Here is a 16,018-nt window from a genome sequence, read left to right as displayed (position 1 = left end):
ATTACTAAGAGGTAAGAGGGGTGGCTTAACGTAAGCAGGAGCTAAACCGATGAGCAAACCAACTAATTCTCCCCATTTTCTTCCTTTAAACTATGGCTCTCAGGGCAATAGTGAGAATGTTTTATATTACGACGCTAATGCATCCCGTGATGCTATCTATGAATGTGCAACTGCAAGGTTAAAAGCCGTTATTGATTTATTGGAAGAGTTACACGAACTTAAAACCATAACAAGTACAAGTGCTTCAGCATTATCTATAGCTACTTCACTATTATTAAATGATGTTTATAGTTTATTTGAAGAACTAAATCCCTCAATCACGGAATTTGAAAGAAAGTAATTTGTTTAAGGGCTAGTGGATATAAACTAGCCAAATGCAAAGTTTGTATGGTAATTTTAGAAAATAATAACTTTTGATAATACTAACTAATTAGAAAATTTAAGTAGTTCTAATTATAAATGATTAGTGCAATTAGACTATAAAGTTTATATACTAAAGTATGGAATATTTTTAGTAGTAAAGGGTTTTTACGTGTTTACAAAGAAGTACTGGAGTTTAGTTAATTTTTCTATCTCGTTTGTTGGTTTAATTAGTTATCCATTATTATCATACGCCGCAGCGCCTACCTCAAGTTTAAGTCCAGATGGAACGGTTATTACTTATGAGGGTGGGGATACTAACGCATCAATTAAAGCATCGGATGGTGCGCTCACTAAAATGGTAGTCAAAGGGGTTACTATTGAGGGCCAAAATTGGGTTAATGTTGGAAGATACCGTAGCTGGATAAGTTTTGGTGGCGTTAATGGTAATTTAGGCTATAGCCCTAATTATGGTGATTTAGAGATTGAGGTGGATAAGGATACCCGTATTATTAGTTCAGTAAGTTCTAATTATGGCTCATCAGCTATTTATACCAGAACCGATGGTCAAGGTAAGACAGCTAAAATAACTACTGGAGCTACAGTTAATTTAACTAATTTAACCAATCAAACAGTAGCTGTTTTAGTTGAAGCTTTCAATGGTACCGCAGTACTTTCACTTACAGAAGATAGCAATATTAATGTTTCAGGTACAAAAGTTAATATTGGAGCTAGAGTAGACGCAAATAATGGTACTGCTATTGTTAATAATGCAGGTCTAATAAATATTACAGGTGGAGATAACTCTTCAGGATTGTTGGTTATAGGCAAGACTAACTATATTGAAAATAGTGGAAATATTAATGTATTTGGACAAAATAGTATTGCTATAGATAGTACGGCAAGTGCTGGCGATAATATTATTAATATTACGGGTGGATCAATTAAAGGAGCATCAGGTACTAATTCTGCTGGCCTTAAGCTGACTACTACAGATGGTAAAACCCATATTTCTAATTATGGTCAAATTAGTTCAGATAATGATTTAGCTATTTTAAGCCAGACTACAGGCGGTGAAAGTATTGTAGATAATGGTGGAACAATCGTTGGTTATTCTACTATTAGTGGTAGCGATGTTGTTTTTAATAACCAAGGCGGTACATTAGATTTACAAAACTTTAGCTCAGGTAGTAAAGCTACAATTGTTAATACCATTGGTACAACAAATGGTATTTTTAATAATGCAGGTATTATCAAGTTCAGTAATAGAAATTTAGATGGCACTACAAGCCATGCAGTTTTTGATGTGGCCACATTTAATAATGCGGGCACTATCAACCTAACCAATAAAAACCCATTGGGCGATAATGCGCTAATAGGAGATACATTAACCATTAATGGTAATTATGTTTCTAATGGCGGAAGTCTTTATTTAAATACATTACTAGATGATGGATCAAGTAATGGTGGCCAAGGAACCAGTGATCTATTAATCGTTAATGGTGATGTGATAACAGGCACAGGTGCAACAAAGGTATTTATAACGCCTACAGCCCCAAGCTTAGGACAATTAACAACAGGTGATGGTATTAAGGTTGTTGAGGTGCAAGGCAGTTCATCAAGTAATGCTTTTGCTTTAGGTAAACCATTAACTTCTGGGGCATATGAGTATCTATTAAATAAAGGTACAACTAATGAAAACTGGTATTTAACTAGCTTTTATAATCCATATGGAGGTGGCTCTGGCGGACAAGTAATCTATAACCCTGCTATTGGTGCTTACTTAGCTAACCAAACAGCCGCTACAGAGATGTTTCAGCAATCATTATATGATCGTTTAGTGTCTGCTAATGATTTTGATAATGATGCTTCTAAAAGATTATTCTGGTTAAGAGCTAAAGTAAGCCATAGTAGCTATCGCAGTGTGCATAGTAATTTTAGTAATCGTAACCGTACTTATATGATGCAGATGGGTGGAGATTTAGCCCTATTAAATATTAATGATGGTTATTTACACCTTGGTGTAATGGCTGGTTATGGGGATTTTGAAAATACCACAACGTCACGTTTAACAAGAACTAAGGTGGATGGTAAAGTAAAAGGTTATAGTGCAGGTGTTTATGGTACTTGGTTTGAAAACCAAGACACTGACTTGGGGTTATATATAGATACTTGGAGCCAGTTAGCTTGGTATCGTAATGAGGTTTCAGGCGAATCGCAGGTAGCTACTAAAAGATATAGTAGTAACTTATTGAGTAATTCTGTAGAAGTTGGTTATGGTATTCCTTTAGGTACAACTTCTGACTATCAAGTAATTATGACACCACAGTTGCAGTTAACTTATAACCTTTATGATGCGGATAACTTAAGGGATAAAAATAATTTGTATGTTACAGCTAATAAAGCAAGTGGTTTAACTTCTCGTTCAGGTATTAGGATGAGTGCGCGTGGTGTTACCCAAAAAACGGTAGAGCCTTTTGTTGAGGTTAACTATATTAATAGTACTGCAAAAAACCAACTCAAATTTAATGGTGATTCACAGCATGATGGTACACCAAGAAGTCGCTTAGAAACTAAAATAGGTTTACAGGGTAGTATTAATGATAGTTGGAGTGTTGCAGCTCACATGGGTGGTGAGTGGGGATCAAATAACTTTGAACGTTATACTGGCCAATTGAATGTAAACTATCACTGGTAAGGTTTTATAAGTTATCTGAGCTTGTATGGAATAGTTTTTATACAAAGTATTGTTAAAAAAACATAATGGGATTTTTAGAGATCTTATTATGTTTTATTAAATCTTTTCCTAATTGTAAAAAATATAAATAATAAAACTACACAATTAGTCTAACTTTTTCTGTAATCAGCATAGCTAAGTAATATGGCTATCTATTTCTATTAGGCTGCATGAGTTATAGTAATGAAATAACAAAGAAATAGCTGATTCATTATTAGGATCATTATGAAAGAAAATACGTGTATTAGTTTGATAGTTAATGGACAACAATTAAAAGCAGATGAAGGAAGCTCTATTTTAGAAGCGGTTATGCAATCTGGCGAGCCAGTTATAGATAATATAGGCTGTGCTGGGCAAGGTGTATGTGGCTCTTGTCGCGTTCTAATTAGGCATGAAGGTGAAAAGACAGTAACTGCTGCTTTAGCCTGCGAAGCTAAAGTAGCAGAAGGGTTGCAGGTTAGTTTTTTAGACCATTTACCAATCAGCCGTCAACATGTGTATACCACAAATGATTGGGAAGGAAAAACTTGGCACATACTACAGCGAATTAATGAAGTATTTCCTGAAGCTAAGCATTGTAGACATTGTGGCGGTTGCGATAATGCTTGCCCTAAACACCTTGAAGTGCAAAAGGGCGTTAATATGGCAGCAGCAGGTGATTTAAATGCAGCTACTATTTTTAATGAGTGCATTATGTGTAACTTATGTACCATTGCTTGCCCTGAGATGATCTCACCTAATCATTTAGGAACTTATATAAGGCGTTTAACAACAGCTGTGACGTTACGCCCAAGTGATTTATTGCATCGTTTGCATCAGATTGAATCTGGTGAAATGACTATTGATATTGATGCGGAAATTAACTAGGGGGAATTATGTCAGGCATAGTATACGAACAAGCATTAGCTAATTTAAAGCAAGCAGATTATGCAGCTCCCCCTGAGTTGGGAGATAAGCAATTATTACTTAAACAATACCATCCTGATTATCAGCAAGGAAGTACTATATCTTTAACAGTAGGTGCTAATAAAGGGGATGTTTGTCCCACTGCTTTAGCTAAGTTACTACAAAGCAATGCTCCAATTACTGATGCTAATTTAGCGGGGGCAATTGTGGTTAATACGGAGGTATTGGTTATTGGTGCAGGTGGAGCAGGTTGTGCTGCTGCGCTTGAGGTTTCAGCGAAAGGCCGCTCAGTAATTCTTGCTACTAAGTTAAGAATTGGTGATAGTAATACGGTAATGGCTGAGGGTGGGATTCAAGCAGCCATTGGTGAGGATGATAGTCCACAAATTCATTTTGAAGATACGCTAAAAGCAGGACATTTATGCGCTGATAAAAAACTTGTCGCACAGTTAGCTATTTCTGCACCTAATACTATTCGTTGGCTGATTGAACAGGGCATGAGTTTTGATCGTGAGAATAGTGATTTTGTAGGCAGTAAATTATTAAGAAAAAAACCAGGTGGTGCAACGCGCGCACGTATTTTATCGTTTAAAGATTATACGGGTGTAGAAATGATGCGTGTATTGCGAGAAGCCGTAGAATTAGATGAACGGATTAATGTATGGAACCGCTGCCCATTGGTGGAGTTGTTGTCAGATGAAGATGGCAATTGTGTAGGTGGTGTTATTTATGATTTAAGTACCCATCGTTTTGTATTGGTAAGGGCCAGTAAAGTTATTTTAGCTACAGGTGGTACTGGACGTTTACATTTAAATGATTTTCCTACTTCTAATCACTATGGTGCAACTGCTGATGGTTTGGTGTTAGCCTACCGTATAGGGGCTAAATTACGAGAGATTGATTCTTTCCAGTATCACCCAACGGGTGTTGCTTGGCCCTCTTTTCGTTTTGGTGGGCTTATTTCAGAAGCTGCTCGCTCTGCTGGCGCTTATTTGATCAATGGCGAGGGTAAGCGTTTTATTGATGAATTATTACCTCGTGATATTGTTTCAGCGGCTATTTTAAGAGAATGTGCTGAAGGGCGAGGGATAGAGCGTGAAGGTAAAGTAGGTGTATTTCTTGATGTGCCAGATTTAGAACGACGTAATCCAGGTATTTTAAAGGAACGTTTAGTGAGTTTAAGCCATTTGGGTAAACAATGTAATATTGATTTAACAGTTGAACCTATAATGGTTCGCCCTACTTTGCATTATCAAAACGGTGGTGTAGTCATTGATGAGAATGGTCAAACTACTGTTTCTGGTTTGTACTGTGTGGGCGAAATGACGGGCGGTATTCATGGCCGTAATCGTATGATGGGTAATGCGCTACAAGAGATTATTACTTTTGGTCGTCGAGCCGGTGAGCATGCTGCGTTAACAGCAAACCAACACCCTGCACCTAAAGTAGGATTATTTCATTTATATAATTGGCAACGTCAACTGATTTTATCTGGTTTGCCTACCAATGTTTATGGACCTATTTTGTTCCCCGAGTATGGAAACTTTGATTTCCATCGTGAAATTAATTTACGGGGACGTGCTAGTCAATCATTAAATAATAACCATAACAATCGCTAGGATGTAATGAAATGATATTTGAACCTATATTGTTATCTACCAAAACCTGTATTGGTGCAGATCTTAATCTGTGGCTTAGCGATCATGGTGGACATGGTTTAAAACAGGCTTTAAAAGCACCAGAGTTAATTATTGATACCCTTAAAAAAGCAGATTTACGTGGTATGGGTGGCGCTGGTTTTCCCACTTACCGTAAATGGCAAGCGATTGCTGATCAGCAAAGTGCTGATAAATATATTTTATGTAATGGTAATGAAGATGAGCCTGGTACATTTAAAGACCGTTATTTATTAAAAGCAACACCTCATCAAATTATAGAAGGGGCATTGATTGCTGCTGTGGCTGTGCAAGCTAATCATGTGTATTTATATATTAATCCTCATCAGGCTGAAGCATTGGCGGTTATGGAAAAAGCCGTTGAGCAATGGCAGATCAGTAGTTTGCTTAGTGAAGTAGCTGCTTATCTAAAAAGACCTATCGAATTAAAGGTAGTTAAAAGTTCAGGACTTTACATTGGTGGTGAAGAAACAGCAGTTATTTCAAGCGTTGAAGAGGGTTTTCCATTTCCTCGTGAAAAGCCACCTTATCCCTTTGAGAGCGGTGTGTTTGGTAAACCTAGCCTTATTAATAATGTGGAAACTTTTGCTACAGTGCCCCATATTTTAAAGAATGGTGCGGAGTGGTATAACCAATTAGGTATTGGTAATGCTTCAGGTACTAAATTGTATTCGCTTTCTGGTGATGTATTAAAACCTGGATTATATGAGCTACCTATGGGAACTACATTACGTGAGTTAGTATTTACCTATGGTGGCGGTATGTTAACCTCATCCCATTTTAAAGCTGTATTTACTGGTGGCCCTTCTAATACGTTACTTACAACGGCTGATTTAGATGTACATATGGATTTTGACTCTTTAAAAGAAAAAGGGTCAAGCCTTGGTACTGGTGCGATGATTGTGATTTCAGAAGGAACAAGTATTGTTCGTAAAGTTGCAGAATATGTAGACTTTTTTGCGGCAGGTTCTTGTGGGCAATGTACTTCTTGTAAAACGGGTACTTATCAGTTAGCTCGATTGTTACGTCGCATTGATACAGGTTCTGGCCTTAGAACAGATTTACGAGCATTAGAAAGTCTTTGTTCATTATTACCAGGTAGTGGCCGTTGTGCTTTGATTGATGGTGCTGCTACTGTGGTAAGTAGCTCTTTAAAACAATTTTATCAAGAGTATCAACAACAACTAATAGATTAGTTTTAGTTATAAAAAAAGGGTCACATAAATGACCCTTTTTTATAAGAAAATTAATTAATAAGCAATATCCAAGGTATTCCAACAATTAGCCAAACAGCCAAGAATAATAGACCAAAGATAAGGCCTAAACGCCACCATAACGTGCTAGGTAGATAACCAGTACCATAATATACAGGGCTAGGGCCAGTACCATAAGGGGTAATAATACCCATAAAGCCTAATGTCGGTAATAAGATTAATACAAAGGTGTGCATATCAAGCCCTTGAATATGACTTGCCGCACCTAAAATAACAGGTAGTAATGCAGTGGTGTGGGCAGTAGTACTAGCAAAGAAGTAGTGTAGAAGATAAAACACACAGGTTAGAATAACCATTACCATTATTGGCGAGAAACCATTTATATGATCACCAACTAAATTACCAAACCATGCAACAAAGCCTACTTTACTTAATCCATCTGCTAGAGCAACTAATGTAGCGAACCATGCAAAGGTGTTCCATGCAGCTTTATTCGATAAAATGTTATCCCATGTAATAATTCTACATATCAGCATGGCACAGATGACGAGGATACCTACTAAAGAAGCATTAATGATTTTTTCTGCAAAAATCCATAATAACAAGGCAACTACTACAAACACTAACAATAAAATTTCGTTGCGTGTTAATGAACCTAGTTTTTTAAGTTCTTCAGCGGCCCAGCTAGGAATTGCATCACCAGATTTAATTTCTGGTGGACATAGGATATAACATAAAAAGGGCGTGATTATTAGTAGTAAAATACAAGCAGGCGCAGCAGCAGTAAACCATTCCATCCAAGTTATAGTAACGCCTGCTGTTTTACTTGCAATACTAAGACCCAGTAAGTTAGGGGCAAGGGCTGTTAAAAATAAGGAGCTAGTAACACAAGTAGAAGCAATAGCCGTCCACATTAAGAAAGTGCCTATTTTTTTCATGGAAGGATCATTAGGCTTTGAATCATATAATGGTGGTAGGTTACTAATAATAGGATAAATAGTACCTGCACTACGTGCGGTATTAGAGGGTGTAAATGGAGCAAGTGCAGTATCAGCTATCATAATTGCATAGCCTAATGTTAAGCTACGTTTCCCCAATGTTTTTACTAGCCATAAAGCAATCCGTCTACCCAGTCCTGTTTTTTCATAGCCCAGTGCAAACATAAAAGCACCAAAAATAAGCCATACAGTGGAGTTAGTAAAACCTGATACAGCCCATGCAAAAGCATTTTTTGCTGATTCAAATTCAGGATTAGCCAGTTGTGCAGGACTAAACAGTACATAGTTAGCAAATAATGCTATAACAGCAACACCAATTAAACCAATAGCTGCTCCTGGTAAAGGTTCTAAAATAAGCCCAATCACACAACCAAGAAAAATCGCAAAAAAGTACCATGCATGGGGGGCTAGACCAGAAGGTACAGGGCATAACAAAACTATCAGTGTTACTAAAATAGGGCAAACTGAGGAGATAACTTTTTTCATGGGAAATGCCTAATAACTACAAAATAAATATGTAGTTATTATGTAGACATTAAGAATTATTGCTATTACCCATTATTATTAGAAGTGGCTATTTAATTATAGTTAAAACTATCTATTCTTTTATAGGAAGAGCTAATATTAATTGGGTATACCTTCTTCGATAATTGTGTTGGGTATAAAGAATAGCCTCTAAATTATTAATACCTAAATCTATAGAGTAAGGTGCTGTTGTATCATGTTTTGGAGCAGTTTTTGAAACTTGTTTGCTCACTAAATCTATTCGCCAGAGTAAGAGGATGAATAATAAAATTTGATTTGTAGTTTACTATTCCTTGCTTGTTAATAAGTTTATAACGTTATAGCTTATTTTTTTGAGTACCATCTTGATTGAAGTTTTCTTTATTTAACCATTTTTCAAAACGACCTTTTAGTTCGCCCCATTCTTTATCAATGATAGAAAACCAACAGGTATCTCTAGAGCGGGACTTGTATACAACTGCTTGTCTGAATGTACCTTCATATTTAAAACCTAACCGCTGAGCTGCTGTTTTAGAGGGTTCGTTTAGTGAGTCACATTTCCACTCATAGCGTCGGTATTGTAAATCATCAAAAACATAATACATAAGTAAGTATTGAGCTTCTGTAGCAATACGTGTTTTTTTCAGTAAAGGGGAAAAAGTTACATAACCTACTTCAATAGAGCCATTAATAGTGTCTGGTCGCATTAATGCAATAGTTCCTAATGCTCTATTTGTTTTAATATCGATAATGGCATAGTGATATTGATTGCTAGTAGTTACTAATTTAGTCAAATAATCACAAAATGTGGTGTAGTTTTGAGGTGGTTCAGCAGGTAAATATGTCCAATCTCTTCCGTCAGTTGCTGTTTGATAGGCAGCAAATAAGTCATTAGCATGTTTTTCAACATTTAATTGCTCAAGTTGACAATATTTGCCTACCAGTAAAGGGGTACTTGGGAATTCTCGGGGAGTCCAATCTATAACCTCTATACCAATAGGTTGTCCATATTCATTTAGTTTAGCTGACATGATTTATACCTAATATTATTCTGTGGAAAGTTCTTTACAACTTGAATGGGTAATTTCAATTTTTTTATAACATGCTTTATCTTTTGAGAGAGTTTTTATATTACTTAAAAAGATTTCTGGATTATTTAATGGTAATGTTTTTAATGTGGCTACAGGATATTCCCACCATTGACTATCTAATAGTTGTTTGCAAATTTCTTCAGTATGGCGATACTTAACTATTTTGGCAGGGTTGCCTGCTACAATAGCATAGGGTGGAACATCTTTAGTGACTACAGCACTTGTTGCAATAATGGCACCTGTACCAATAGTTACATTTTCTAAGATAGTGGCATTTTCACCAATCCATACATCGTGACCAATAACAGTATCAATTACTTCAGGGTAATAATGATGTGGGCTATCTGTATCATATTGAAAAGGATGAATACTTACCCAGTTCGTTGGGTGAACCTTTTTAGGATTGCCAATAGAAACGTTATTAGCAATAGAACAAAATCGACCAATAGATTTTACGAAAAGTAATTGGCTATCACTTCTTATATAGGTGAAAGCACCAATAGCTAGTTGAGGTGATTTGATAGTGACATGGCCTATTTCTACGTGTTCTTCTAGAATAAGCGTTGTCTTTTTATGGAGTGAAGATAAGCCACCTGCTAATTTGCAACGGTGTTTTCTTATCCATTTTTTCCAATAATGTCCTTTAAAAAACATATAAAAACCTAATATTGGGAGTGAGTAGTAAAGGGTGAATTTATTATCTGTATTGCAAAATAATATTTATAACCAACGATGGTGAAAATATCATCTATAATACGCACTAAATTCATATTTTAAAATAATAGTTCAAAGGTTATTTTATGTCGCAAACTCCTCTTGTTTTGGTGGATGGTTCTTCTTATCTTTATCGTGCTTATCATGCATTACCACCATTAACGACTTCTGCTGGTATCCCTACAGGGGCGGTTAAGGGAGTGCTGAATATGCTAAAAAGCTTAGTTAAGCAATATCCTAATAGTCCAATAGCTGTTGTGTTTGATGCTAAAGGGGGTAGTTTTAGAGATGAGTTATATGCTGATTATAAAGCTCACCGTCCACCAATGCCTGATGATTTACGGGTACAAATTGAGCCATTACATGAAAGTGTCAAAGCAATGGGCTTTCCATTGTTATGTGTTGATAGAGTTGAAGCGGATGATGTTATAGGTACACTTGCCTTAGAAACTGCCAAAACAGGTAGGCCTGTAGTGATTTCTACGGGTGATAAAGATATGGCGCAGTTAGTAAATGATAAGATTACACTTGTCAATACCATGACAGGTTCAACCCTTGATCCACAAGGTGTAATTGATAAGTTTGGGGTAGAGCCTAAGTTAATTATTGATTTCTTAGCATTAATGGGTGATAAATCGGATAATATCCCAGGTGTACCAAGTGTTGGTGAAAAAACAGCGGTAGGGCTTATTCAAGGTTTGCAGGGTGGTTTAGATATTATTTATGCTAATTTAGATAAAGTACCCACTTTGCCTATTCGTGGTGCTAAATCACTGCCTGCTAAATTAGAAGAACATAAGGATATGGCTTATCTTTCTTATCAATTGGCCACTATTAAAACGGATGTTGAGTTAGACGTTAATATAGAAGAGTTACAACGCAAAGAAGAAGACGATGCTACCTTAATAGAACTCTATAAAAAGTTAGAGTTTAGGCAATGGTTAGATGTTCTATTGCGTAAAGCACCAAAACAGCCTGCACCAATAGTACAGCCTATGCAAAATGATATGTTTGGTGGTGGGGAAGAAATTAAAGCAGAGCCACCACAATCAGAACCACAATCTACTACTCGTAATTATCAAATGATTCTTGAACAGCAAGATTTTGATAATTGGTTAGTAAAATTACAGAAAGCAGAACTAATAGCCTTTGATACTGAAACTACTAGTATTGATGCACAACAAGCAGAATTAGTAGGCTTATCGTTTGCCGTAAAACCTTATGAAGCGGTATATATTCCTGTAGCTCACGATTATATGGGCGCACCACAACAATTAGCACGTGATAAGGTATTAGCTGCATTAAAACCTATTTTAGAAAATGCCAATATAGCTAAAGTAGGACAGCATGCTAAGTATGACATGAATGTGCTTAGTCATTATGGTATTGATGTACAAGGTGTTAAGTTTGATACCATGCTTGAGTCATATGTATTAGACTCTACTGCCTCAAGACATGATATGGATACCTTGGCACAAACCTACTTAGATGAAACTACTATTTCTTTTGAAGAGGTTGCAGGCAAAGGAGCTAAACAATTAACTTTTAATCAAGTAAGTTTAGAGCAAGCAGTACCTTATGCTGCAGAAGATGCAGACATTACCTTAAGACTACATCAAGTATTATGGAATAAACTGCAACAAGAACCTAGCCAAGCTAAAGTATTAACAGAAATTGAAATGCCGTTAGTACCAGTATTAGCGCGTATTGAGCGCAATGGTGCATTGGTTGATGGGAAGTTATTGGCTAGCCAAAGTCAAGAATTAGGCGAAAAAATGGTAGCCTTGGAAAATAAGGCTTTTGAATTGGCAGGACAGAATTTTAATATGAGTTCTCCTAAGCAATTGGGAGAGATACTTTATACTAAGTTAGGATTGCCGATTATTAGTAAAACAGCTAAAGGGCAACCTTCAACAGCGGAAGCTGTATTAGCAGAACTTGCTTTACAAGGTTATGAACTACCAGAAGTTTTGATGGAATACCGTACTTTAAGTAAATTGAAGTCTACCTATACTGATCGTTTACCTGAGCAGATTAATCCTAGAACAGGTCGCATACATACCTCTTATCATCAAGCTGTAACAGCCACTGGCCGATTATCTTCCAGTGATCCTAACTTACAAAATATTCCTATTCGCACTCCAGAAGGGCGGCGCATTAGGCAAGCATTTATTGCTCCTAAAGGTTATAAACTATTGGCGGCGGATTATTCACAAATTGAATTAAGAATAATGGCACATTTAGCTCAAGATAAGGGCTTATTGGATGCCTTTAAGCAAGGGTTAGATGTACATAGAGCAACTGCTGCGGAAGTGTTTGGTGTATCAGTGGCGGATGTAACAAGCGACCAACGCCGTAAAGCTAAAGCCATTAATTTTGGTCTTATTTATGGTATGAGTGCTTTTGGTTTGGCTAAACAAATAGGTGTAGACCGCAAAGAAGCCCAAGAATATATTGATAAATATTTTACTAAATACCCTGGTGTGCTAGCTTATATGGAGCGTACCCGTGAAGCTGCTGCTGAAAAAGGTTATGTAGAAACGTTATTTGATCGTCGCTTATATCTACCTGATATTAAAGCAGGTAATGCAAATGTACGCCGTGGTGCAGAGCGCACAGCTATTAATGCCCCAATGCAAGGAACCGCTGCAGATATTATTAAGCGTGCGATGGTTAAAGTAGATGCTTGGTTGCAACAAGATAAAGTAGATGCCAAAGTAATTCTGCAAGTACATGATGAATTGGTATTAGAGGTGCAAGAAGATCAATTGCAACAAGTATCAGATAAGATAAAACTAATAATGGCAGAAGCTGCTGAGTTAGCGGTGCCTTTAGTAGTGGATGTAGGGATTGGTAATAACTGGGATGAAGCTCATTAATTGCTCATGTATGTATTTATAAGGCGAGCTAGGAAAAATAGCTCGCCTTACATTAGTTATTTCTATTAATAATTAACTCTCTTAGTGAGTTTGGTAAAAATTGTTGTAAGCAGTTATTAATCTGTTTTTCATGACGTTGCCAATAAATACCAATACCTATAATAAATAGACCTATTAATGTTAAGGCAAAAGGGAATAACATACTGTCTTTAAATACATTATAAGAAAGATGTCCTAGATAAAAAGCTACACCAAAACCACCAAATATAACAAATACTCTTCTGGCCAAAGTAGCGCCCACTAAAATCATGGCTAGATTAATACAGCAATAAAGGAATTTATTAAGCTCACTATCAGAGCTCATTGAGCTTAAAGCTCCCCAGAAAGTTAATACTCCGCCTAGGTACAACCAAAAAGCAAAATCTTTATGGGTCTTATTTTTAATGTCTACGATAAAGGCAACAGCGATCATCCATAAGCCAAACCAAAGGGATATAGTTTGTTTTAATTCCCAATAACTTCTGTAGTAGCCATCTCTTTCAAACCAACCAAATATTTCTAGCATCATGGGGGTTAAATCCATGCTCATATACCATAAGGTAACTGCTACAGGCATAACTAAGAATGGTAAACGATAGCGATATACCATAAACACTCCAATAGCAAGGGTAGCTAATTCCATAATCATCCAACGCCAATCAATGAAACGATGATAGTCACGGTAATGAGTATAACTATCCCAGTAGCCTAGGGCGGATTGTAATCCATAAACAGCTAAGGGAACTAAAACCACCACTAGCGTAGCTAAGATACCCGCAGGAATGGCTAGCTGATAACGGCGTAATAATAATTCTGTTAAAGTAATTCCAAGTACTGCATATACAACACAGATAGCAAATAAACCAAAACCACCAAAGTTTTCCCAGCCTAAGGTCATAAATAATGACATGGCCCCAATGGCGATCATTCCTCCAAGATAATAAAGGATATGAGTCATCTGAAAGCTGGGTAGATCTTTATTCTGATCTTTCAAAAATAACCATAGTTGTTCAACTTGGTTATCAGATAACACCCCTTGTTTAGCGGCAGCATCTAATTGAGATTTTTTAACTTGCATAGTAACGTTCTTCTTACAGAGGATGTCATGATAAATTTATCATAACTATGTTGTTATTAAATTGAAAAGTAAAGTTATATTTTGTTTTAATTATTTATGTCAGTTCTTATTGTTAGTTATTCTGTTATTAACTCCATACAAAGTATTTCATAGCGTTGAATTTTTTCTTGGAGCTTTTGTTTATGTTCTAACCAGAGGGCTATGTTTGTATCTATATAGTGTTGGTGCTTTTTTAACATATCACCTCGTTCTTTTAAAGTTGCATTACCTTGGGCATATATATAAGAATGAAAACCGACAATTTATCCCCAAAGTAGCTTAAAATAGAAAAATATTAATGAGCCTTATGAATTAGACTTTTTTATAAAAAGAGTTTTCATTAGTTATGATGTCCAAAAGAGAACAGATTACAGGTGGTATATTAGGCAGTCCTCTGGTTTCTGATCATGCTATTAATAAATTAGTGTATGCTAAACACTGAAGATTAATTGATATAGACAGGATTTATTATGATTGATTATCAAGGGGAATTAATTCTTACAGTCAATGCGGGTTCTTCGAGTATTAAAATAGGTTTATTTGCTGGGCGCAAAGGGCAAGAGCCAAAACTGCTTATTCGAGGAAAATTGGATGGCATAGCTACTCAACCGCGTATTCAAATAAAGGATACAGCAGGTAAGATATTAGCGGAACAGCATTACAGTATTGGGCAAATTGGTAATTTACCAGACGCCTTTCATTTTATTTATAAAATCTTTATTGAAATTTTAGAAGGTAAAGAACCCAGTTTAATGGGACATAGAGTGGTACATGGAGGTAGCCATTTTATTCAACCTGTATTAGTTAATAGACAGGTTTTGCAAGAGTTAGAAAAATTAACATCTTTAGCACCATTACATCAACCTTATAATCTGGTTGCTATGCAATTATTGTTGGATAAAAAGCCAGAAATACCACAAGTAGCTTGTTTTGATACGGCTTTTCATGTGGGGCGTGATCTGTTGCATGAGCTATTCGCGTTACCTTATGAGATGTATGAGCAGGGCATTAAACGCTATGGTTTTCATGGTCTTTCCTTTGAATATATCAGTCAATGTTTACAACAGAAATTACCAGAAGTGGCTAATAAAAAGATAGTTATTGCTCATCTTGGTAATGGTAGTGGTTTATGTGCGATACATCAGGGTAAAAGCGTTGAAGTAACCACTAGTTTTAGTGCCCTCGATGGTTTGCCAATGGCAACACGGACAGGCTCTTTAGACGCAGGTGTAATCATTCATTTATTAAATGAAGGCAAAACTACCAAGGATATTGAAAAGTTAGTTTATAAGCAATCGGGATTATTAGGTATTTCTGGGGTGAGCAGTGATATGCGTACCTTAAAGGCTAGTAAAGAAAAAAGAGCAAAGTTAGCGATTGATTACTATGCATTACATATCGCACAAAATATAGCTCAATTAGCAGTTAGCTTAGGTGGGCTAGATGCTCTCGTATTTACTGCGGGTATTGGTGAAAAAGATGCTAGTTTGCGTGAGCAAGTGATAAACCAACTTAACTCTTTATTTGGTTTTAAATTAGATCAACAAGCCAATCAAAATAATAATTTTAAAATTACGGCTAATGATAGTGAAACATTAGCTTTAGTTATTCCTACAGACGAAGAAAAAATGATAGCAAAACATGCATGGCGTATTTATCAGGGATTATAATCAATGAATTCAAATGCAGCAGATCTTTTTTACTAAAAGGTAAGAAAGATCTTATCGTGGGTATTGCTAATGAAGACTCTATTGCATGAGAATGTGCGCAAGTCTTACATTCG

The 16,018-nt window shown here is 36.3% G+C and carries 12 protein-coding genes; 7 read left to right on the top strand and 5 right to left on the bottom strand.

Annotated features, from left to right (window positions below; genetic code table 11):
• Positions 1-49 precede the first annotated feature (49 nt).
• The 5 genes from ACQVD9_RS01080 (at position 50) to ACQVD9_RS01060 (ending at position 6,875) form a co-directional block, all read left to right on the top strand.
• Entirely contained in the window at positions 50-340 is a 291-nt protein-coding gene (locus tag ACQVD9_RS01080; RefSeq protein WP_264747063.1) for a hypothetical protein, read from the top strand.
• 192 nt (positions 341-532) lie between these two features.
• Complete coding sequence (locus tag ACQVD9_RS01075) at positions 533-3,058, top strand: autotransporter family protein (RefSeq protein WP_264747062.1); 2,526 nt, start codon at positions 533-535, stop codon at positions 3,056-3,058.
• A gap of 264 nt (positions 3,059-3,322) precedes the next feature.
• Positions 3,323-3,964 carry a 4Fe-4S dicluster domain-containing protein gene (locus ACQVD9_RS01070; protein WP_264747061.1) on the top strand — a complete coding sequence of 214 codons (642 nt, stop codon included), beginning with the start codon at positions 3,323-3,325 and terminating at the stop codon, positions 3,962-3,964.
• 8 nt (positions 3,965-3,972) lie between these two features.
• A complete protein-coding gene (locus ACQVD9_RS01065; RefSeq protein ID WP_264747060.1) occupies positions 3,973-5,622 on the top strand; it encodes an FAD-dependent oxidoreductase in 1,650 nt (549 codons plus the stop codon).
• Positions 5,623-5,633: 11 nt separating this feature from the next.
• On the top strand, positions 5,634-6,875 hold the full coding sequence (locus ACQVD9_RS01060) for a complex I 51 kDa subunit family protein (RefSeq protein ID WP_264747059.1): 1,242 nt from the start codon (positions 5,634-5,636) through the stop codon (positions 6,873-6,875).
• Between the two features lie 50 nt (positions 6,876-6,925).
• On the opposite strand, the gene ACQVD9_RS01055 is transcribed toward ACQVD9_RS01060, so the two are convergent.
• The 4 genes from ACQVD9_RS01055 to ACQVD9_RS01040 form a co-directional block, all read right to left on the bottom strand.
• On the bottom strand, positions 6,926-8,377 hold the full coding sequence (locus ACQVD9_RS01055; RefSeq protein ID WP_264747058.1) for an anion permease: 1,452 nt from the start codon (positions 8,375-8,377) through the stop codon (positions 6,926-6,928).
• A 112-nt stretch (positions 8,378-8,489) separates the two neighbouring features.
• Positions 8,490-8,648: a hypothetical protein gene (locus ACQVD9_RS01050; protein ID WP_264747057.1), complete on the bottom strand. Its 159-nt coding sequence runs from the start codon at positions 8,646-8,648 to the stop codon at positions 8,490-8,492.
• Between the two features lie 85 nt (positions 8,649-8,733).
• On the bottom strand, positions 8,734-9,426 hold the full coding sequence (locus ACQVD9_RS01045) for a GNAT family N-acetyltransferase (protein ID WP_264747056.1): 693 nt from the start codon (positions 9,424-9,426) through the stop codon (positions 8,734-8,736).
• Between the two features lie 15 nt (positions 9,427-9,441).
• A complete protein-coding gene (locus ACQVD9_RS01040; protein WP_264747055.1) occupies positions 9,442-10,140 on the bottom strand; it encodes a CatB-related O-acetyltransferase in 699 nt (232 codons plus the stop codon).
• Between the two features lie 146 nt (positions 10,141-10,286).
• Here ACQVD9_RS01040 and polA point away from each other — a divergent pair, with 146 nt between their 5' ends.
• The gene (gene polA / locus ACQVD9_RS01035; RefSeq protein ID WP_264747054.1) at positions 10,287-13,079 is read left to right on the top strand and encodes a DNA polymerase I; all 2,793 of its coding nucleotides are present in this window, start codon (positions 10,287-10,289) and stop codon (positions 13,077-13,079) included.
• Positions 13,080-13,131: 52 nt separating this feature from the next.
• Here the strand turns inward: polA and ACQVD9_RS01030 are convergent, their stop codons facing one another.
• Entirely contained in the window at positions 13,132-14,196 is a 1,065-nt protein-coding gene (locus tag ACQVD9_RS01030; RefSeq protein ID WP_264747053.1) for a DUF2157 domain-containing protein, read from the bottom strand.
• A 509-nt stretch (positions 14,197-14,705) separates the two neighbouring features.
• Here ACQVD9_RS01030 and ACQVD9_RS01025 point away from each other — a divergent pair.
• On the top strand, positions 14,706-15,905 hold the full coding sequence (locus ACQVD9_RS01025; protein ID WP_264747052.1) for an acetate/propionate family kinase: 1,200 nt from the start codon (positions 14,706-14,708) through the stop codon (positions 15,903-15,905).
• Positions 15,906-16,018: the final 113 nt, after the last annotated feature.

The organism is Entomomonas sp. E7T21 (assembly GCF_058693955.1).
This window is presented reverse-complemented; position numbering and strand designations above follow the sequence as displayed.

Bases quoted from the DNA above. Each gene is read 5' to 3' on its own strand.
- ACQVD9_RS01045 (WP_264747056.1), bottom strand. From the start codon at position 9,426: ATGTCAGCTAAACTAAATGAATATGGACAACCTATTGGTATAGAGGTT.
- ACQVD9_RS01065 (WP_264747060.1), top strand. From the start codon at position 3,973: ATGTCAGGCATAGTATACGAACAAGCATTAGCTAATTTAAAGCAAGCA.
- polA (WP_264747054.1), top strand. From the start codon at position 10,287: ATGTCGCAAACTCCTCTTGTTTTGGTGGATGGTTCTTCTTATCTTTAT.
- ACQVD9_RS01060 (WP_264747059.1), top strand. From the start codon at position 5,634: ATGATATTTGAACCTATATTGTTATCTACCAAAACCTGTATTGGTGCA.
- ACQVD9_RS01030 (WP_264747053.1), bottom strand. From the start codon at position 14,196: ATGCAAGTTAAAAAATCTCAATTAGATGCTGCCGCTAAACAAGGGGTG.
- ACQVD9_RS01070 (WP_264747061.1), top strand. From the start codon at position 3,323: ATGAAAGAAAATACGTGTATTAGTTTGATAGTTAATGGACAACAATTA.
- ACQVD9_RS01080 (WP_264747063.1), top strand. From the start codon at position 50: ATGAGCAAACCAACTAATTCTCCCCATTTTCTTCCTTTAAACTATGGC.
- ACQVD9_RS01055 (WP_264747058.1), bottom strand. From the start codon at position 8,377: ATGAAAAAAGTTATCTCCTCAGTTTGCCCTATTTTAGTAACACTGATA.
- ACQVD9_RS01025 (WP_264747052.1), top strand. From the start codon at position 14,706: ATGATTGATTATCAAGGGGAATTAATTCTTACAGTCAATGCGGGTTCT.
- ACQVD9_RS01040 (WP_264747055.1), bottom strand. From the start codon at position 10,140: ATGTTTTTTAAAGGACATTATTGGAAAAAATGGATAAGAAAACACCGT.